This window comes from Methanomicrobium sp. W14 (assembly GCF_017875315.1).
GTDB lineage: Archaea > Halobacteriota > Methanomicrobia > Methanomicrobiales > Methanomicrobiaceae > Methanomicrobium.
Genome location: NZ_JAGGMM010000001.1, coordinates 1054426 through 1072904 on the forward strand (window position 1 = coordinate 1054426; position 18479 = coordinate 1072904).

General features: G+C 43.7%; 19 protein-coding genes. 6 read left to right on the forward strand and 13 right to left on the reverse strand.

Features of this window, described 5'->3' with window-relative positions; all coding sequences use genetic code 11:
• The first annotated feature begins 89 nt into the window (after positions 1–89).
• Entirely contained in the window at positions 90–938 is an 849-nt protein-coding gene (locus J2128_RS05575; protein WP_209690218.1) for a sirohydrochlorin cobaltochelatase, read from the forward strand.
• A gap of 209 nt (positions 939–1147) precedes the next feature.
• Here J2128_RS05575 and J2128_RS05580 read toward each other — a convergent pair whose 3' ends face one another.
• Together J2128_RS05580 and J2128_RS05585 are read right to left on the reverse strand one after the other, a co-directional pair.
• Complete coding sequence (locus J2128_RS05580; protein WP_209690102.1) at positions 1148–1780, reverse strand: type IV pilin N-terminal domain-containing protein; 633 nt, start codon at positions 1778–1780, stop codon at positions 1148–1150.
• Positions 1777–2406, reverse strand: coding sequence for a type IV pilin N-terminal domain-containing protein (locus J2128_RS05585; protein WP_245323340.1), 630 nt, complete (start codon positions 2404–2406; stop codon positions 1777–1779). Before J2128_RS05585 ends, J2128_RS05580 begins: the two co-directional genes overlap by 4 nt.
• Before the next feature lie 320 nt (positions 2407–2726).
• Between J2128_RS05585 and J2128_RS05590 the strand changes: the two genes are divergently transcribed.
• Genes J2128_RS05590 through J2128_RS05605 form a run of 4 tightly spaced genes read left to right on the forward strand, consistent with a single transcriptional unit; the run spans position 2727 to position 6451 of the window.
• Positions 2727–3662 (forward strand): ABC transporter substrate-binding protein, encoded by a 936-nt coding sequence (locus J2128_RS05590; protein ID WP_209690103.1) that lies wholly within the window; start codon positions 2727–2729, stop codon positions 3660–3662.
• Positions 3638–4660: an iron ABC transporter permease gene (locus J2128_RS05595; RefSeq protein WP_245323341.1), complete on the forward strand. Its 1023-nt coding sequence runs from the start codon at positions 3638–3640 to the stop codon at positions 4658–4660. Before J2128_RS05590 ends, J2128_RS05595 begins: the two co-directional genes overlap by 25 nt.
• A complete protein-coding gene (locus tag J2128_RS05600) occupies positions 4660–5895 on the forward strand; it encodes an ABC transporter ATP-binding protein (RefSeq protein WP_209690104.1) in 1236 nt (411 codons plus the stop codon). The genes J2128_RS05595 and J2128_RS05600 overlap by 1 nt, the downstream gene beginning before the upstream one ends.
• Positions 5864–6451, forward strand: a complete 588-nt coding sequence (locus tag J2128_RS05605; RefSeq protein WP_209690105.1) for a cob(I)yrinic acid a,c-diamide adenosyltransferase — start codon at positions 5864–5866, stop codon at positions 6449–6451. The genes J2128_RS05600 and J2128_RS05605 overlap by 32 nt, the downstream gene beginning before the upstream one ends.
• A gap of 124 nt (positions 6452–6575) precedes the next feature.
• Here the strand turns inward: J2128_RS05605 and J2128_RS05610 are convergent, their stop codons facing one another.
• From J2128_RS05610 to J2128_RS05655, 10 genes are all read right to left on the reverse strand, one after another.
• On the reverse strand, positions 6576–7373 hold the full coding sequence (locus tag J2128_RS05610) for an energy-coupling factor transporter transmembrane protein EcfT (RefSeq protein WP_209690106.1): 798 nt from the start codon (positions 7371–7373) through the stop codon (positions 6576–6578).
• Positions 7374–7375: 2 nt separating this feature from the next.
• Positions 7376–9460 carry a tryptophan transporter gene (locus J2128_RS12865; protein ID WP_209690107.1) on the reverse strand — a complete coding sequence of 695 codons (2085 nt, stop codon included), beginning with the start codon at positions 9458–9460 and terminating at the stop codon, positions 7376–7378.
• A gap of 94 nt (positions 9461–9554) precedes the next feature.
• Positions 9555–10091 carry a hypothetical protein gene (locus tag J2128_RS05620; RefSeq protein ID WP_209690108.1) on the reverse strand — a complete coding sequence of 179 codons (537 nt, stop codon included), beginning with the start codon at positions 10089–10091 and terminating at the stop codon, positions 9555–9557.
• 279 nt (positions 10092–10370) lie between these two features.
• On the reverse strand, positions 10371–10823 hold the full coding sequence (locus J2128_RS05625; RefSeq protein WP_209690109.1) for a universal stress protein: 453 nt from the start codon (positions 10821–10823) through the stop codon (positions 10371–10373).
• Positions 10824–10848: 25 nt separating this feature from the next.
• Complete coding sequence (locus tag J2128_RS05630; RefSeq protein WP_209690110.1) at positions 10849–12177, reverse strand: SLC13 family permease; 1329 nt, start codon at positions 12175–12177, stop codon at positions 10849–10851.
• Between the two features lie 18 nt (positions 12178–12195).
• The gene (locus J2128_RS05635; protein ID WP_209690111.1) at positions 12196–12735 is read right to left on the reverse strand and encodes a hypothetical protein; all 540 of its coding nucleotides are present in this window, start codon (positions 12733–12735) and stop codon (positions 12196–12198) included.
• Positions 12736–12921: 186 nt separating this feature from the next.
• Positions 12922–13530, reverse strand: coding sequence for a hypothetical protein (locus J2128_RS05640; protein WP_209690112.1), 609 nt, complete (start codon positions 13528–13530; stop codon positions 12922–12924).
• Positions 13520–14314, reverse strand: a complete 795-nt coding sequence (locus J2128_RS05645; protein WP_209690113.1) for a hypothetical protein — start codon at positions 14312–14314, stop codon at positions 13520–13522. Before J2128_RS05645 ends, J2128_RS05640 begins: the two co-directional genes overlap by 11 nt.
• A 136-nt stretch (positions 14315–14450) precedes the next feature.
• Positions 14451–15722 carry a hypothetical protein gene (locus tag J2128_RS05650; RefSeq protein WP_209690114.1) on the reverse strand — a complete coding sequence of 424 codons (1272 nt, stop codon included), beginning with the start codon at positions 15720–15722 and terminating at the stop codon, positions 14451–14453.
• A 107-nt stretch (positions 15723–15829) separates the two neighbouring features.
• Positions 15830–16372 carry an archaemetzincin family Zn-dependent metalloprotease gene (locus tag J2128_RS05655; protein ID WP_209690115.1) on the reverse strand — a complete coding sequence of 181 codons (543 nt, stop codon included), beginning with the start codon at positions 16370–16372 and terminating at the stop codon, positions 15830–15832.
• An 18-nt stretch (positions 16373–16390) separates the two neighbouring features.
• On the opposite strand from J2128_RS05655, the gene J2128_RS05660 reads away from it, so the two are divergent.
• The gene (locus J2128_RS05660) at positions 16391–16795 is read left to right on the forward strand and encodes a UPF0146 family protein (protein WP_209690116.1); all 405 of its coding nucleotides are present in this window, start codon (positions 16391–16393) and stop codon (positions 16793–16795) included.
• Positions 16796–16947: 152 nt separating this feature from the next.
• On the opposite strand, the gene J2128_RS05665 is transcribed toward J2128_RS05660, so the two are convergent.
• The gene (locus J2128_RS05665; RefSeq protein WP_209690117.1) at positions 16948–18366 is read right to left on the reverse strand and encodes a replication factor C large subunit; all 1419 of its coding nucleotides are present in this window, start codon (positions 18364–18366) and stop codon (positions 16948–16950) included.
• Between the last annotated feature and the right edge of the window lie 113 nt (positions 18367–18479).

An 18479-nucleotide genomic window follows, 5' to 3' on the forward strand; every position in this document is an offset into this window, starting at 1 on the left:
TTTTCAGAATATTATAGTCATAGGAATATTTATATGTGCAATATTCATATTAGATAACATAATATAAATTTAACCATACTGTGATTACAATGAAGGGACACGGAAATAAACCGGAAAGCCATGGGGCAGTACTTGTGGTCGCAATGGGGACTACAAGAAGAGATGGAAGACATGTTGTTGAAAAATGCATGGAACTTGCAAAGAAGGCTTACCCGAAAGCTGAAGTGGATTTTGCTTTCAACTCGGAAACGGTAAGACTTGTCTTGAAAGAAGGCGGCGAAGATGTACTTAGCCCCCTTGCAGCGATGACAAGGCTTCTCGACAAAGGACATTCACAAATTGTTGTTCTTCCCGTCTACCTGACACCAGGAGCAAACTACCATGAGCTTTACAGGATAATCACCTCATTAAACGACCTTGCAGGTGCCCACGGGGCCATAGGATTTGACGGGATACTCGTTGCCAGACCGCTTCTCATGAAAACCAGGGACTACTTTGAAACTGCGGAAGCAATCAACACGATATACGGGAAATCACTGGCCGGCGACGAGGCGGCAGTACTCGTCGCACCGACATCAGAAGGGGGTTCCGACACTGCACTCTGCCAGCTCCAGATGGTTTCAGACGACGTATGCAGGACCGGAAAAATTATAATTGGGGCAGTAGGCGGATATCCCGGAATAGAAAAGACTGAAAAACGCCTTGAACATATAGGCGCAAAGAAAGTAACCCTCATCCCCCTTTCAATCGTCTCAGGAATTCATGCGAGCATTGAAATTTCAGGAGATCAGAACCCTGATTCCTGGAAGAAAGCACTTGAGGCAAAAGGCTTCATTGTATCAGCCGACGAAAAATCCCTCGGGGAACATAACGAAATAATAAACCTGTTTTCGGAAAGACTACAGGACGCCGCAAAATCACATGGTTTTTTGAAATGACCAAAACAACCGGGCGTTAGCCGTAGATCTACAAATTTCATTAAATATATAATATATACACTTTTCTAAAATCAACGCAAAATATCAGCAAAAGTCAATAATAATACTAAAAGTCTGTTAAAATGAGTATTAAATTAATAAATGAGCATCTCCAGTGAGTAAAAAAATCGGAATTACCCAAAATGAGATCTGTTAAAAATAGTTATGTTTTATTCAGTAAGATATAACTCACCGCTGGAAATAACTCTTCCACTGTCTTTATCAATTACCTGATATTCAAGTTTTGAGTTCATATAGGCTCCAAACCCGGCCTTAACGCCAATAGGTCTCCAGGAAATTTTAGGCGGGTATATACCATATCCCAAAGATGAATAGTCTTGCGAAACTAAACTACTGTCAGCGTAAAGCATGAATTTGTCGCCGGGAGCAATAGTTACGTCTGTTGTTGATGTGTTTCCAATTTTTTGGAAATAACCATCGTTATATGTAATCCCTTCCGGAAGACAAACGGAAGTATCACTCCAGTTAACCTTGTCAGTGGTGGTCAGAGTGTACTTCGTGTCAGAACTCTGCAACCGAATTTTAATGTCATTCAGTGAAAATGTATCTCCGCCAGTATTTTCAAACTTCAGCCCGTTTGAGAACTGACCGGGGTCTGTGTTACTAGGTGAAAAACCTTCTATAACTTCCTCAACACCCAGGGTCGTCTGGGGAGTTTTTTCCTGACTTCCTGCCAGACCTCCGGCAAAGGCACTGACAACCGATGCAATTATAATTGTCACAACGAGCATCAGCATTACCCCGACAACAGGAGAAACGGCCTCAGTTGCATTGATTTTCATTTTACAATCACCTCTTTGTCAAAGATGTACTGACCGCTGGGAACATGCAGGACCTTAACATCGACAACACTGCCGCTTCCGAAATCAGGGTCACTGATATCCCCGGATTCGGCTACATTAAGCCCCAGAAGAGCCGCAGTTCCACGGATATTGCCTGTACTCAAAACATCCCCGGTAGACCAGGTATAATTCCCGAAATCTACGGAAGGATTGTCTCCGGCATAACCGTATTTGGCATCGTTAATGAAAGGAACTCTCGTCAGAGTGCCGTATTGATAAAGGTCTGTAGCATTACTGGTTGCAGTCTGTTTGTTCTTGTATATATGCCCGCTACTGTTTTCATAATAAGTAACTATTGCAATATTCTTCGTCTGAATAGAATCGCCGCTCAGCAGTGAAAACGTCATTTTATAATCAGTTCCCCCCATAGTAGTGTCTGCACTTGTGTCTACCTGGACATCTATTGACGCCTGAGGTGCCACCTGTGTGTTACTCACAAGACCTCCCGAAAAAGCACTGACAACCGATGCAATGATAATCGTTACAACGAGCATCAGCATAACACCGACAACCGGGGATACGGCCTCAGCATTTCTTTTTTCCTTTTTAATCATTATATCAACCATTTTAAACCTCCTAATCCACAGAGGGGCTTATGTCAAAACAACCGGCTAAACCAATCCTTAAATAAGCTTTAGTTAAATCAACATAAGTTGAACAGAAAATATGAAAATTTTTCTATAAAGACGTTGTGGACTGTGCAAATTATAAAGTACAATTTTATCAATAAAAGGATAATTTTTTGTTAAAGATGAATATAGCCGTACATGATTTTTATATATATAGAATATTCAAAGGAGTCATATTGACAAATTTTTTAACTTAATCTCACATAGTTTAACTTAGCTACACTTAAATTTAAAATTAGATTTCTGGTGATCCTACTATGAAAAAATACCAGTGGATATTTATTATCGCAATTATTCTGGCCTCCGTGATTCTCGCCGGATGTACTGACACAACCGGTCTGCAGTCGCAGAACACGGACAACAAGACAATAACGGTTACAGACGACACCGGTGCACAGGTGACAATTCAGGAATACCCGAAAAGAATAGTCTCGCTTGCACCAAGTGAAACAGAGATACTCTATGCAATAAATACGAACAGCTCCGGGATTTCCCTTGTCGGAAGAAACGACTACGACGACTACCCGCCGCAGGTGGAATCAATACCCTCGATCGGCGGCCCGCAGACTCTGAGCGTAGAGTCAATAGTTTCAAAAAACCCCGACCTTGTGATAACGACAACTGTTGCGGACAAAACAATAATAGAACAATTGAAAAACCTTGGGATACCGGTTCTGATATTCAAACTGAACACTTTTGAAGACGTTTACAGAAACATAGAAACCCTTGGCGAGGCCCTCGGACTTGAAAAAAGTGCAGATGACCTTGTCTCCAAAATGAAGGAAAACGTTTCCGAAATTGAGAATATGCCTCACGAAGCCCCGACACCGAAAGTCATGTACGTGGTCTCGGCAGGCCCGATGTATGTCGCAGGAAACAACACACTCCAGAGTGAAATGATAGACTATGCCGGAGGAGACAATATATTTTCGGACAAAGACGGCTATTTCGTGGCATCGGACGAAGCCATAATAGACAGGTCGCCTGATGTCATAATAGTGCCATACAGCGGCATGGCTTCAGGTTACGATATTAAAGCGCAGCTTATGAACGATTCCGACCTGAAAAGCGTTCCGGCAGTAGAAAACGGAAAAATATACGAAGTTGATGACGATATCGCATCAAGACCGGGACCAAGAATTACACAGGGCCTGGAGCTGTTCTACAAATGTATAAACGGCGGAATGCAGTAATAGCATCGGCGGGACTATTCGTCCTGACCCTTGCAATCATGCTTTTTTCAACGGGAGTCGGAGAATCAAATATCAGCACCGATACCGTGCTTGCAATACTCCTGAGTCCCATAACAGGGCAGACTCCTTTCTGGTCCGTGGGTGACCAGACCATCATAATGGACATACGCCTCCCGAGAATCCTTCTCGGTGCCCTTGTCGGAATAAGCCTTGCACTAAGCGGTGCAGCTTTACAGAGCCTCTTCAAAAACCCGATGGCTGACCCGTTCATACTCGGTATATCAAACGGGGCCGCGCTTGGTGCAACGATTGTCTTCGTGTACGGCTCTACATGGATATTTTCATTTTACAGCCTCCCGGCGATGGCTTTCATATTCGGCCTTGCGACCATCTTCCTCGTCTACTACGTTGCAAGAGTGGGCAATACCGTTCCCGTAAACACCCTCCTGTTATCGGGAATTGCCATATCAGCCCTTTTTTCGGCAGTAAACTCATTCATAATGTTTACCGGGGGCCAGAACCTCCAGCAGATTATGTTCTGGACGATGGGAGGCCTTTCGGGACGCGGATGGGACTATGTCTGGATAATGCTTCCTTTCTCGATTGCGGGAATTATAATAATGCTTTACCTGTCAAGACAGCTCAATGCAATGATGTTCGGCGAAGAATCGGCACAGTATCTTGGAATTGAAGTTGAAAAGCTCAAAAAGATACTTCTTGTAACAACAGCCCTTATAACAAGTGCGGCAGTCTCCGTAAGCGGCATAATAGGGTTTGTCGGTCTTATCATTCCGCACATAGTAAGACTCCTTACAGGACCTGACCACAGGATACTGATACCGGTATCCGTATTTGCAGGGGCCATATTCATCGTTGTCGCCGACATGCTCGCACGGATTATTATCGCCCCCGCCGAACTTCCGCTCGGGGTCATAACCGCCCTCTGCGGTGCACCGTTCTTCCTGTACCTGTTAAGGTCAAAGAGAGGTGAGCTGTAATGCCAATTACGGTTAAGAATGTAAAATTCGGATACAGCGAATCTCACAACGTCCTTGAAGACATGAACTTTACGTGCCGCGACAACAGAGTTACCGGAATTATCGGCCCGAACGGTTGTGGAAAGACGACAATATTAAAGATAATAGCAGGATATCTCAGGCCGCAGGCTGGGGCTGTTTACTATAACGATACTCCTGCAGACTCCCTTTCCTCAGCCGAACTTGCAAAGAAACGTGCTGTCGTAGAACAAAGCGTATATTCACCTTTCTCGTTTCCGGTATACGATTACGTGATGCTCGGGCGGACGCCATACCAGAAAAGTTTCACCGCCGACTCCGGGGAAGACCACATAATAGTCACGGAAAGTCTCAGGGATACAAACACTATCTCCTTTCAGAACAGGAAAATAAACGAACTCTCCGGAGGAGAACTCCAGAGGGTGATGATAGCACGTGCCCTTGCACAACAGCCTGAATACCTCCTCCTTGACGAGCCGACTTCACATCTTGATATAAGGCAGCAGCTTGAACTTATGAAGCTTCTCTCGGGAATTTCCAGAGAGAAATCCATACTCTGCATAATACACGAAATTAACCAGGCCTCCGCATACTGCAACGACATAGTCCTCACAAAAGGCGGTTACGTCATGAAGGACGGAAACGCTGCTGACGTTTTAACGGCCGAAAACATAGAGGATGTGTTCGGAGTCCTTGCAATGCAGTACTCTCACCCGGGAGGAGGCCAGAAACAGTTCTTATTCTCCCTCCCACCGGAGAGCAGGTCTGAGAAAAAACTTCATATTCATGTCATAACCGGCGAGGGAAGAGGAAGACAGATACTCCTGTCGCTTAAATCGGTCGGTTTCAAAGTCACGGCAGGAATTTTAAACGAAGGCGACCAGGACTATGAGACCTGCAGATCCTCTGGAATTGAAGTCGTATCGGCACCTCCGTTTTCGAAATACTCGGACTATGAAATAATGCAGTTAAAGAAACTATGCGATGAAGCTGACGCGATTGTATACATTGCAACGAACACAGGTACAGGAAACCTTGCAAACCTTCAGACCGCATGTGAATACATCAGAAAGAAAGAATTCTTCTTTGTAAACACGGACAAATCCATAAAAAAGATTGATAAAACAGGCGGAGAAGCGACTAAAATCCTCGATTACATGAATAAAAATGCTAAAGTATTATCAGATGTGGACGAACTGTTATCAGAAATTATATAAAGAGAACAGGGCAGTTTTATTTAAGGAGAGGACAGAAGAAATGGATAAAGGCTATATCCAGATAAATACGGGAAAAGGGAAAGGAAAAACCACAGCCGCACTTGGCACATGCATCCGGACCCTGATAGCAGGAAAGAAAGTTTTCTTCGGGCAGTTCATAAAAGGTCAGGAGACAGCGGAACTAAAACTTCCAGATTATTTCAGCGGATTTCATATCGAACAGTTCGGAGAGGGGTGCTTTATATTCAGGGAACCCGACGAAAACGATATAGAACTTGCAAATAATGGCCTTTTGAAATGTGGGGAAGCCCTTGGTTCAGGTGATTATGACCTTGTCGTAATGGACGAAGTCAACCCTGCAATACACTACGGCCTTTTGAAGACAGAGGACGTTATAAAAGTCCTCCAGAACAAAAATGAAAAGACCGAAGCTATTCTTACAGGAAGATACGCTCCACCGGAGCTTATAGAACTTGCGGACCTTGTCACGGAAATGAGAAAGATTAAGCATTATTATGACAACGGAGTTGCGGCAAGAAAAGGCATAGAATTTTAAAAGTTGCAATTTGTGAAATACCGTTATAATATTAAAAGTAACATTAAAAAAATATTAAAAACCGGTTTAATGCCGCCTGAAAATATTTTCTTTTTTAACTCTTTTTTGACAGGACTCAAAAAAATTACGGGAAATTCCCCTTTGTCCACATAAACATAATTACCGCTGCAAAGATTACCAGGAGACCTGCCAGAAGATAGTCGGCTTTTGAGTACTCCTTATCCGCAAGAGGCGTCCTCTTCATTATCCTAAGCCCCCTCAAATCTATTGTAAGGCCGAGAACATTCGCCTTTCCAAGGGCGTTTGACACAAGGGGTATCATAACTGGCGCAAGCGACTTTATTTTGCCTGAAACTCCACTTCCCGGATTGTAGGCCCTTGCAAGCTGGGCCTCATGAATCCTTTTCCCTTCGAGCTGAAGACTTGGAATAAACCTTATCGCAATAAGAAGCATCAGTGTGTAGTCGACCGGAAGCCTCATTTTCTGGAGTGCATGCACAAGGTCTCTTGGCTGTGTCGACAGAATAAGGATCTGGAACGCAAAAAGCATTGCAAAAAATCTCAGCGAGAGAACCAGCGCAAAGTTCAGTGCACCCGAAGTAACAGGGATATGACCGCCTATAACAGGTATAAACGATGGTATAAGATAACCTGCGACATCACCGGACTGCATTGTAAGGATTGTCAGGATTAAAAGTCCGAGTGAAAGGAATATCAGCATAGGAACCTGTTTTAAAAGCTCCTTTGAGAACTTCCCAGCAACAGACATAAGGAAAAGAACCACCACAAGACCTGCGATAATCTCCGGCTTCGTAGAAACAATGGAGATTAAAATAACGAAAACAAGAAATATGATCTTCGTGAGGGCATTCATCGAGTGAAAAATTCCGTCTATCCTCTTATACTGTAATATTTCCGCCATCTTCAGACACCCCCCGAAACTTTGCTGTCGCACGTAATTTTTCCGTCTGACATTGTAATTATCCTTCTTGCGTGGTGCTTTACAATGCTCATATCATGACTGACCATAATCACGGTATGCCCCTGGCGGCTGAGATTTTCAAGAATGGCCATTATTCTCTCTGACTCCTCATCGTCAAGACCTGTCGTGGGCTCGTCAAGAATAATAATCTCAGGTTTCATGGCGATAACGCATGCAATTGCAAGCCTCTGCCTCTCACCACGGCTCATGGACCTGGGAAATGTCTTTGCTTTGCCGCAAAGCCCGACTTCCTCAAGAATTTCAGGGATAACATATTTGTCTTCGCCGGGGTCTTTTCCTATGTTTTTCAGGCCAAACAGGACCTCTCTTTCAGCGGTGTCTTCAAAAAGCATTGTATCCGGGTTCTGGAATACAAGACCTGCATGACGTGCAAGTTCGGTTACGGGATAGTCCGCCGTACTTAGTCCGCATACCATAACCTCACCTGAGGTAGGCTTTAAAAGGCCGTTTAAGTGTTTTGAAAGGGTGGTCTTGCCGGAACCGTTCTCTCCGATTATTGCGACAAGTTCACCAGGCATAATACGCAGTGACACGCCGTCAAGGCCCCTGTGGCCCCCATAGTCATGCACAAGGTCTTTTATCTCAACAACGGGCTTTACGTCAGAAATGACGACGTCTTCTTCATGGAGTTTACGGCTTCTCTCAAAGGAATCTTCGTCCGCAGTATAATCACGGAAGTAATCCTCTGCCGCCTGGTCCGATACCACCTTTCCGTTTTCAAGTAATATGACGCGGTCGGCAATTTCAGCCATTTCACGGGGTTTTTGTTCAACGACAATAATTGTTTTTTTCTCTTCTTTCAGTTTCTTCAAGACGGATATTATAACTGATGTTGCCGCCGTATCAAGTTCTGCAGTTGCTTCATCAAGAATAAGGCATTTCGTTCCTGAAGCAAGTGTTGCGGCAAGAGAGACACGCTGCTTCTGACCGCCTGAGAGGGTATGCGGGGCACGGTAGCGCAGTTTTTCTATGTCAGTCACCCTCATTATGCTCTCAAGCCTGCCCTTTACTTCGGAAGGACTCATGCCGCGGTTTTCAAGACCTGAAAGCACCTCCTCCTCAACAGTCGTAAAAATGAGCTGGGCATCCGCATCATCGAAAACAACTCCTATTCTGCTTCCGATGTCACCCATGTCCCTGTACTCCGAAACGTCCTTTCCGAAAAGCTTTATGCAGCCCTCCTTTTTTCCCTCGTATTCGTGCGAAATTATGCCTGCTGCGGCAAGGCAGAAAGTGGTCTTACCGGCGCCTGTTGCACCGTTTACAAGGACGCATTCTCCTCTTCTTATATTCAGGGAAATATCGGTGAGTGCCGGGACGTTTCCGGCAGGGTAAGTGTACGAGAAGGAACCAAAACTTATGGCCGGAACCGACTCATCGTATACTTCCGTTTTTGGTCCGGTGCAGACACATTTGTCCTCATCTTTTCCTTTCGCCTCTTCTTTTTCAACGATTTCTTCCGCGTTTTTTTCGGGAGAATTTTTTCTTGCAAGAATTTTTGAAGAGGGTATGAAAAGTATCTGCGTTATTGCGGAGTTCGCGACGGCTGCCGCAATTACAAGAGGCGACAGCGTAACGAAAAAGAGCCCTACAGTAAAGGATTCGAAAGGCTGCTGGATAATACCTGCGACAATTACAGCTATACTTATGAACAGGAACACAAAGCCACTGACAAGCGTTGCAACAAACGTAGTAACTCCAGGCGCAAGAGGAACTTTTTCCTTAAGAAAACTGTAGAAAAACAGGCATACGAGTGCACCAAGGGGTTCAGAGATAAGGTTTGCAGGCGGGAATACCGAATGGCTGATAAGTGCCGACAGAATTCCTGCAACTATACCGATTCCAAGTGCGTCACGCAGTTTTGGTGCAATAAGAATGATTGCAAGACAGTAAAATGCAATAACAGGGTTTACGACAATTGCGCCAGGGACGACATTCGAGATATACCTAAGTATTGCCCCGGCTGCAAGAAGAATTCCTACAATTGCAATATCCCTTGATCTCATGTTTTGTTTACCTGCAGAAGAATACCGCAGTCAATGTAATTCATTGTCATATACATCAGGGTCATACCTTAAAATTTTACGTCAGCCAAAAAAATCAGCGGGAGATTATTCTCTTCGCAGGGAAGTAAAGAATCTGGGTTACAATGCAGTTGAAGACCGCGGTAATCACGACTATAGGTGACACCATTGCAAAGAAACCGATGACAGTTCCCTGGGGTGTTGCAATGAATGATGCAAGCATAACCACCATGCAGACCAGAATAAACGAAAATCCGCTGACAAGCGTTGCAACGAATGTCGTAATTGCAGGAGATACAGGCGCTATCTTTGCAAACTTTTTGCCTTCACCTATCAGCCCGTAAAGCCCTGCACACACAAGTGCACCCAGAGGTTCCGATATAAGGTTTGCAGGCGGGAATATAGAATGGCTGATAAGCATCGAAACGACTGCCGCAACGACACCGATACCGGCGGCTTCCTTAAGTTTAGGCCGGATAAGAATAATTGCAAGACAATAAAGGGCTATAACTGGATTTCCCACAATTGCGCCGGGGAACATGTTTGCCGCAAACCTGAGAATTGCTCCGACTGCAAGACATATTCCTACTATTGCAATATCTCTTGATTTCATTTCAAAATAACCTCCCCGGGAAAAACATTGTTCATAAGACCAGACAAAGCCCTTGCAGGCACATAAACATTGAAACAATTAATCAAACACATTGTTGTATATAATTGTTCATTGATGAATATAAAATTAATTACTTATCTGTTCTTATACAGGAGCAACCAGATGCACAAAAAACATTGATTTGACCTGAAAAACGCCATAAATAAGCAGGCATTGCAGAAAAAACTATAAAATTAAAATAAAAAAATCAAAACAAAAAAGTGTGAAAATGTTTCAGGTTTAATTCACTATGAGAATAGGAACGTTAATGTCCTTTGCAATTTCTCCGAATAGTGTTCCCACCTGCATATTTGACTTTTTTCCGAATGCGCCCATTACAATAAGAGAATAGGAGCCTTCATTTGCCTCTTTTACTATCTGGGAGACCCTTTTGCCCTCGACTATCCTGGAAGAGCACTCAATTTCCGACCTGTTGAGCTCCAGCGTCATATTGTTCATATCGTCACTGATATTTTTTTTCATGTCATTCCAGATCTTTTTCTCATGCTCGGCAATCATATCGCACATATTGCTCTGCTTGCAGAGATAAAACGCAATTGACCTCACCTCGGTCCTGTCAAGAACCGAGAAGAGAACGACTTCTGCATTTTCCTTCTTTTTTGCAAGCATAATTGCATGCATTGCAGCCATCTCACTCCACTTTGAGCCGTCAAGAAGTACTAATATTTTCATCTTTTACACCTCACAACTTTTTTATCTAAAACATCAGGTACAGTATTCCAAGACCAACTAAGACTGTCACAAACATGACCAGAACTCCTATCTTCAGAAAGTCCATGAATGTTATCTTTACTCCTTCTCTCTCTCCGATTCCAAGAACGACAACGTTTGCGGAAGCCGCAATAGCAGTCCCGTTTCCACCGAGACATGCACCAAGAGACAGCGCCCACCACAACGGGTAGATGTCAATGGTTGTCGATGTCGCACCTATGTCATGAATAAGCGGGATAAGCGCTGCTGTAAGAGGAATGTTATCGACGATTGCAGACGCAATTGCGGAGAACCATGCTATCACAAACATCGCTTCTCCTGTGCTCGACACGTTATTTATGACAAGCTGGGCAAGGTCTGAAATCACCCCTGTGTTGACAAGTCCTCCGACAAGCACAAACAGACCTCCGAAGAAGAAAAGTGCAGGCCATTCAATCTTTTCAAAGATCATCTCCGGGGCCGCCCTTGACCAGAACAGAATCAGTGCAGCTCCGATAAGTGCCACCTCGGCAGGTTCAAACGTCATCGAAGCGTCGACGAAAGGCAGGAATACATGAAGAATCTCACCGATATTGTTATGGATGAAAAACAGCCCGACGACAATTACAAGTGTTATTATGGACTTTTTGAAAAGCACCTCATCCTTTATTGCAGAGCGCTCGTCCAGTGCATCTATTGTCTTTTTTATAGCTGCCTTCTCCGAATCCTTCACACGCATCTGTTTTCCGTAAAAGACAATGAAAATACCCAGGATTATTACGAGGTCAACCAGGGCAATCGGGCCCATAGTCATCAGGAACTCATTGAACGTAAGGCCTGCCGAAGATGCTATCATGATATTAGGAGGGTCACCGATTAAGGTAGCCATACCACCAACGTTTGATGCCATGACCTCGGAGAGCAGATACGGAACAGGGTTCACGTTCATGACCTTTGATATGTAGAGAAGCATCGGCGTCAGAAGAAGAACAGTGGTCACATTGTCCAGAAACGCACTTACAAAAGCGGTTACGACCGAAAACAGGATAAGGACCATAATCGGACTCCCTTTGGCGGCTTTGGCTGTTCTTATAGCAACATATTCAAAAAGACCGCTGTTGCTTGCAACGTTTACTATGATCATCATTCCCATCAAAAGGAAGATGGTACCGAAATCAATATTGTCAAGAAGGCTGTCCCACGGGACAATCCCGATGAAAACGAGAACAGCGGCTCCTGCCATGGCCGCAACTGCACGGTGGATTCTTTCATCTATTATAAGAGCATATGTCAGCAGAAAAACAACTGCCGCAATAAGAGTTTCTATAGGAATCATTTATATATCCACTTCTTTTTAGTAGAGCACCGCAATCGTCCTTATCTGCTGTACAAGCCTCTGGGCAACAGGGCTTATCTCGTGCTCGTCGCCGCGTCCTCCGCCGTAAAACTTGGATATTGCAACAAGATCAAAGTCCTTCGAAAGGATTTCCACATCATCCCACTTCTGACCTGAAGAAGTCCTGCTTTTCGACCGGATATTTCTGTGGTTCATCTCAGACGATATTTTGTCCATAAGAGAATGACCGTAATTCTCCTTCTTCCGGACGTAGTCGGCAGCGACCTCCTCTCCCAGTATTTCATCCACAATGGAGACAACATCCTTGTCAGTAATATAAAGAAGGGTCACTTCTGCATCATAGATCTCGAATAAGTCATACAACTCACCGGGAATGTCCTTTACAAATATATCCAGGGGCAGAAGGATTGTACTGACGTCTTTCAGGAGGTCTTCATCAGTCAGAATAAACTCCTTATAATCCTTAAGCACTCCTTCGTAGCGGTTTCCCACTACGTCCCTGAACTTTCTGTTGATAAGTGAAGAATAATATCCCATATCAATCGTCCAAATTAATGAATGGTACCTATACGAGTTGTAAATCATTAATGTTTTTCCAACCGGCCGGGTTTCATGAACCTTTGCTTATAAAGAGGACATGATACACCTGTCCATGCAATAAAAGATACCGGATAAAACAGATGAAAAGATGAAAAAAAGAAAGTCTCTGATTTTTGATTTTTTTTACCGGTAGACTGAAAGAGACGAAATATACACGTTTATATCAGATAAAAGTGAGTTGAGGTAGTCATTTATAACAGTCAGAATATCCTGGTTGCCCGGGCTTAAAAGCGATTCATCGACATCCCCGTACATTACCTGAAGTACCTTCACTTCGTTTTTCATGCCTTCAAAATTTTCAAGAGATTTTTTGAGGGAGTCCTGGAAGTTCGGATAACTCTGATAGAGAAGGGTCGAAACATTTTTCTGCTCATCATGAAACCTCAGGAGAAGGTCAAGGTATCCGTATTTCAGTTCAAGCGACCGCACCCTGTTGCGGTAATCCGCATCACTCATGCATCCCCTCCCGCTGGAATTCATAAGTGAAAGGGCAGTAATATACTGCTCTTTTGACGCTTTTGCTTTGGCATATGTAAAATCGTCGGGATTTGTTACGTCCATGTCAGCTATACGATCATTAGCCTCATTTTCGACTGAATCAATGTTTAATACAGTTGTCAGGCAAAGATCTCCGTCGTCATTGGTGAAAACGAATGCATAAAGAAGTGCCAGAATTACAACAACCACAGAGATTGCAGCCACAGCGTATAATCTACGCTTATCAAGAGTCATTTAGTGATTCAATCCCGTAAATTGTCCGTATGTAATACCCGAATTCAGGGTAACCGGTGTCCCATTCCCCGCCAGGGTAAAAGTTTGTCAGTGAATCTGAATCAAAGTAAACTCTTCCCGGGTGGTAAGCTTCGACATCAACAGATGTATCTCCATATATATAGTATTTCACTCCGTAGTATTTCGGAACGACCCAGTCCATATTGAGCCAGTATGAAAATTCGCCAGATTCCTCACTGTAACTGTACCAGACCATTTTGCACCCGTATCTTTCGGCGACGTATTTGCACGCATCGAGAACCTCTGATTCATTGCTGCCGATATAAAGTTCGGGATATGTGTGACCGGCGTTGTCTCCTTCCGCCGCAACAATTCTGCATTTACCCCCAAGTGCTTCTATAAGAGAGGCTGCAAAAACTGAATAGTCGTCACAGTCTCCGCGAAGATTGGATTTTATCGTTCCGGAACATGATGATATGTAGTCAGGACCTCTCGGATCATTTATTCTGGCCCAGTTGTCATTTGTATAATCCCATATATCACATGCCTGGGATATGGAATAGTTCCCCGAATGTTCGGATGAAATATGAAGCTGCGCAAAAGAGACTACGAGAGGATTCTCATAGTCCATTGCATTTTCGTAGTCGTCCGAAAGCTCATCACTGTATGTATTCTGGCTGTACCCGAATACCTCACCTGCATTGACCGGGCATATTACCGGCACAAAAAGCAGTAATACGGCAAAAAAGGATACAAAAGATAATAATACACTAATTTTTGCCATATGCTGATTTCTCCTATCCTGATAAATATCTCTGAATTTTTTATAATATATAGATTTTTAAATATGAATCCGGGAGTATCCCAAAAAATTTTCTCCGGTTCTGCATTGTCTTAATTCATTAACCGCACAGGGTACATCACCCGTAAAATGTGCTGTAGGTTATATCATCCCATGACGCATCCGAATAGAACACTGTTGCATAACGTGAGTCAACATATCCCGTGTCACCGGGGTAGTTGCCTGACATTTCAAGTCTCAGCCAGTATCCCCTATCGCCATCCGATTCTATATCAGACGTATAGGGAATATTTCTCAGCGTCCGAACCTCTGTCGAACCGGGATTATAATCTCCATATCTCATCTCTATATACATAATCTGAAACTCTATCTCATTTGTATCAGGCGCCATCAAAAGGTATTCTATAAGTTTCGGGTACTGGTAGCAGATATCTGCATATTTGTCGGGATTGTTCATAATCAGTTCCAGAGGTCTGACATAATACCAGCAGGAATCGGAATTTTTGTTTCCGGTTTTGTTCTCACTTATTTCCAGCTCGGAAGTATAATTCCCAAAGAAATTTTCATCGTCACCGAAGATCATTCCAAGAAAATTTCCATACAGCTCTCCTACGTCCTCACCGTAAAGTTCACTTTCGCGTTTCAGATTTTCCAGTGTTTTTGAAGATGGAACGCCGTTATTCTGGCAGATTGCCCCATATTTGTATTTAAATATATTAATACCATACGGGTCATTTGAAAAAGCAAAAGGATAAGCCTCTTTTATCATGGACAGCGCTGTCGTATTTATCATCGGAGTATTGTAGTTTTCAGTATCCCCCAGATAGAGTTCCGCATAAGCATGATCCCCTCCGTTCTGGCTCTGTGCAAGTTTTATCCTGGCCTGTCCACCCACTGCTTTTATAAGCGATGCTACAAGAACGGCAAAGTCATTTGAATCACCTGTAAGCCCTTTGTTTATAGAAGAGCTTGCAGGAGTAACGTCCCAGATACCGTATTTCTGATATTCATATGTCCAGTCGGAAACCGAATTGTCCCAGATATCGCACGCCTGTGCAATCGTAAAATCACCGCTGTTCTCCTTTGAGACATAACCGGCTGCAAAATTTCTTGTAGTGGGCTCATAATAATCCATAGCCGAGGAGATTCTGCTTGCAAGCGTCCATTTTCTGTTTTCCTTTGAGTAAAGGTCCGCAACGGTGTAATTAACGGGAGAAACAGGTGAAAAAGCAGATTCGTTGTCCAGGTACCCAGAATTATGGGTGCCCTGAGCCACATTCTGTCCGCCTGAAGAGTCCGTAAAAAAACCCGGCTTCATTACAAAGGCTATAATGACCACTATCACCACAGCTCCAATTAAAGACAACAGATCATAATAGCGTGAATTCATCCTTTACCCGGAAATGATTTTCTTTAAAAAAATAATTGTTTTTCTATTTATAAATTATAATCGAAATAGACAGGGGTTTATTTCAGGTGAAATGCAATAATGCACAATCATTCTGAAAATTTATACAGGTTCAGATCTTCTTTGCATTTCCCGCAGAGAGTCTTCTTTTTCCTGTCAAGTTCATCAAGAGTCTGTGGAAAAAACATAATGCATTCCGGATTTTCACAGTGATCAAGACCCATGCAGTGACACAATTCATGCGTTCCCTCCTTGACAAGCCTGTCCATTAAATCCTCGTCACGGTCAGTCCTCCCGTACCAGCTGTTTTTAAGCCTTGCAGCGGATACGATTGACACGTTGACACCGGGCCTTGAAAGTCCGAATACAAAATCCCTGCCACGGATGTAGAGGTCTTTGCCGGTCACAATAAGTATAGAGTCCGCGCATCCCATCCTGCGGGTATAAAAGTCCTGCATGTCCCCAAGAATTCTGCTCGCATCGTTCTGATTTCTCGACCTGTCATAACCCCTGAGCAGAACAGGATTTTCCCTGGCAAAAACAGGCATATCAATGATATTCGAGATCATTCTTACAACAGGCTGCTGAAGACCGAGGGGTACATCATTATCCCAAAAAATAAGGACACTCATTTATGAATAAATTAGGTGATGGAGAGGCATAATTGTATTGAAGAGACCGTATTCAGATATCTTATGAAATACCCGAAAAACATCAGGTTTGTCGAAGTTGGCATTGGAAAAAATCCTTACATAGCGCAGAACCTCAAAAAATACGGATACCGGATAAAGGCTACCGACATCAAAAGAAAATCGGAGGAATACGGTGTGGAATTCACTGAAGACGATATTTTTGACCCGGATTTGAATATATACTCAGGTTCTGATGTCATATACTCTGTCAGACCCGGCATTGAAATGGTCCCGGCACTTATATCAACTGCAAAAAAAAGCGGCTGTGAACTTATCGTATACCACCTGGGTGACGAAGTCTACAAAGATGGAGGCAGGGTTACAGACTGCGGGGTAATCCTTCACAGGTATTACATTCCATAACCGTTAACGCCTTTCAGCCAGATTAATACCGCAAAACAGCCTGAAAACCCAAAAAATACAGCCAAAGAATAAAATAACAGAATTCGGGAATTCCGGAAACATTTTTTTTGAAAATCTGAAAACTAAAAATTATAGTTAAAATGTATTCGTTTTTAAAAGGAGAACAATGTGGACTGGGTCTGAGAGGACTTTTTCTCCCCTGCATCCAAAGAAGCTGACATTTCCTTTTCAGAAGAGTCCGGGGAATTCTCCTGCGCCTTCAAATCCGTATTATTTGCCTTACCGCCCGGTTCTTTCTCCTTAATCTTTGATTTTTTAGTCTTTTTCTCGGCCTCCCTCTCCTCTTTTTTTACCTGTTTTATGATATCGGAGGACTTTTTTTTGTCATGTATTAAAAAATCAAGCTCGTCTCTGTCAAGCGAAAGCTCCTTTGCAAAAGAAAACGCGGAAATGTCGGCAAGAACAGATACGGGCTTTACGTATTCGTCACGCAGCGTATCTTCAGGGATATGAAATGTCGCCGACAGCTTGTTTAAAACAGACTGTCTCAGCTGTTTCTGTTTTTTTGCGCCTGACATCCTTCCCCACCTTGAAGGAGGCATTATCCTTGAAGAAACACCCTGACCGCCCACTGCACACGAGGTTCCGAGGACCATAACAGAAGTAGCATACCTCCACAGAGTGTAATACTGCCTTTTGTATGTCCTGCCTATGAAATCATCTGAAAAAGAGAGATGTCCATACGCCCTGGAGCGGCTGGCATCATCCTTAACCTGATGCAAAGACCCCTCTATCCACTGTTCTATCGTATCAGGAGTATCTGATAGCTCATACGACATCTCCATAAGCCTCCTGTCATCCTTTCCATGAAGGATTCCGCCAACAAGCTCAAATATAGTTGCTCTCTCGTCTTTTCCGGCTGTACTCACGGAATCCGGGGTAAGATTCTTTGTTCCCGCCCCTGCCGCAAAAAGCATATTGACAGCTGACCTCATATCCCCGGCGGAACTTTCGGAAATTTTCGTCAGTGCCTCGTCGCTGCATACCTTCTTTTCAGCAGAGCATATGTATTTCAGGTGCGAAAATATGCTTCTTGACTGAAGGGCCCGGAACTGGACAGGCTCGCATAAAGCCTTCAGCTCTCTTGCAACACCATAGAGATCATTTGCAATCAGAATTATAGGCTGGCGTGAATTTTTTATCACGTCCATAATTGCACGCGCTCCCCCCCTGTCGGCCGTGCCGTGAAGGTTGTCAGCCTCATCAAGCAGGAGAAGCTTTCTAAAAGACCCCGTCAGGCTCATTGTTGTGGCCGTAGAGCCCGCAATTCTTTCAATTACCCCCTTCGTCCTCTGATCACTTGCGTTAAGCTCAACGACCTCCCAGTTCATGTCGCTTGCAAGGGCATAAGCGGATGATGTCTTTCCTATTCCGGGTTTTCCGTATATCAGAAGAGGCGGGCTTCCTACCCTCCAGTTTTTCGCCCATTCCGCCATCTGCCTTACAGCCTGTTTGTTTCCGACGATTTCCCCAAGCGTTTTGGGCCTGTATTTTTCTACCCAGTCTTTCATGGCACCTGTCATATTTTATTTGTTACCAGAAAGTAATCTAATGAACGGTATAAATTCTATGCAGTAGATACTTGTAAAGAAAAAAAGAGTTAAATAGGAAATATTAAGTGGTT

Bases quoted from the DNA above. Each gene is read 5' to 3' on its own strand.
- J2128_RS05575 (WP_209690218.1), top strand. From the start codon at position 90: ATGAAGGGACACGGAAATAAACCGGAAAGCCATGGGGCAGTACTTGTG.
- J2128_RS05580 (WP_209690102.1), bottom strand. From the start codon at position 1,780: ATGAAAATCAATGCAACTGAGGCCGTTTCTCCTGTTGTCGGGGTAATG.
- J2128_RS05585 (WP_245323340.1), bottom strand. From the start codon at position 2,406: ATGGTTGATATAATGATTAAAAAGGAAAAAAGAAATGCTGAGGCCGTA.
- J2128_RS05590 (WP_209690103.1), top strand. From the start codon at position 2,727: ATGAAAAAATACCAGTGGATATTTATTATCGCAATTATTCTGGCCTCC.
- J2128_RS05595 (WP_245323341.1), top strand. From the start codon at position 3,638: ATGTATAAACGGCGGAATGCAGTAATAGCATCGGCGGGACTATTCGTC.
- J2128_RS05600 (WP_209690104.1), top strand. From the start codon at position 4,660: ATGCCAATTACGGTTAAGAATGTAAAATTCGGATACAGCGAATCTCAC.
- J2128_RS05605 (WP_209690105.1), top strand. From the start codon at position 5,864: ATGTGGACGAACTGTTATCAGAAATTATATAAAGAGAACAGGGCAGTT.
- J2128_RS05610 (WP_209690106.1), bottom strand. From the start codon at position 7,373: ATGGCGGAAATATTACAGTATAAGAGGATAGACGGAATTTTTCACTCG.
- J2128_RS12865 (WP_209690107.1), bottom strand. From the start codon at position 9,460: ATGAGATCAAGGGATATTGCAATTGTAGGAATTCTTCTTGCAGCCGGG.
- J2128_RS05620 (WP_209690108.1), bottom strand. From the start codon at position 10,091: ATGAAATCAAGAGATATTGCAATAGTAGGAATATGTCTTGCAGTCGGA.
- J2128_RS05625 (WP_209690109.1), bottom strand. From the start codon at position 10,823: ATGAAAATATTAGTACTTCTTGACGGCTCAAAGTGGAGTGAGATGGCT.
- J2128_RS05630 (WP_209690110.1), bottom strand. From the start codon at position 12,177: ATGATTCCTATAGAAACTCTTATTGCGGCAGTTGTTTTTCTGCTGACA.
- J2128_RS05635 (WP_209690111.1), bottom strand. From the start codon at position 12,735: ATGGGATATTATTCTTCACTTATCAACAGAAAGTTCAGGGACGTAGTG.
- J2128_RS05640 (WP_209690112.1), bottom strand. From the start codon at position 13,530: ATGACTCTTGATAAGCGTAGATTATACGCTGTGGCTGCAATCTCTGTG.
- J2128_RS05645 (WP_209690113.1), bottom strand. From the start codon at position 14,314: ATGGCAAAAATTAGTGTATTATTATCTTTTGTATCCTTTTTTGCCGTA.
- J2128_RS05650 (WP_209690114.1), bottom strand. From the start codon at position 15,722: ATGAATTCACGCTATTATGATCTGTTGTCTTTAATTGGAGCTGTGGTG.
- J2128_RS05655 (WP_209690115.1), bottom strand. From the start codon at position 16,372: ATGAGTGTCCTTATTTTTTGGGATAATGATGTACCCCTCGGTCTTCAG.
- J2128_RS05660 (WP_209690116.1), top strand. From the start codon at position 16,391: ATGGAGAGGCATAATTGTATTGAAGAGACCGTATTCAGATATCTTATG.
- J2128_RS05665 (WP_209690117.1), bottom strand. From the start codon at position 18,366: ATGAAAGACTGGGTAGAAAAATACAGGCCCAAAACGCTTGGGGAAATC.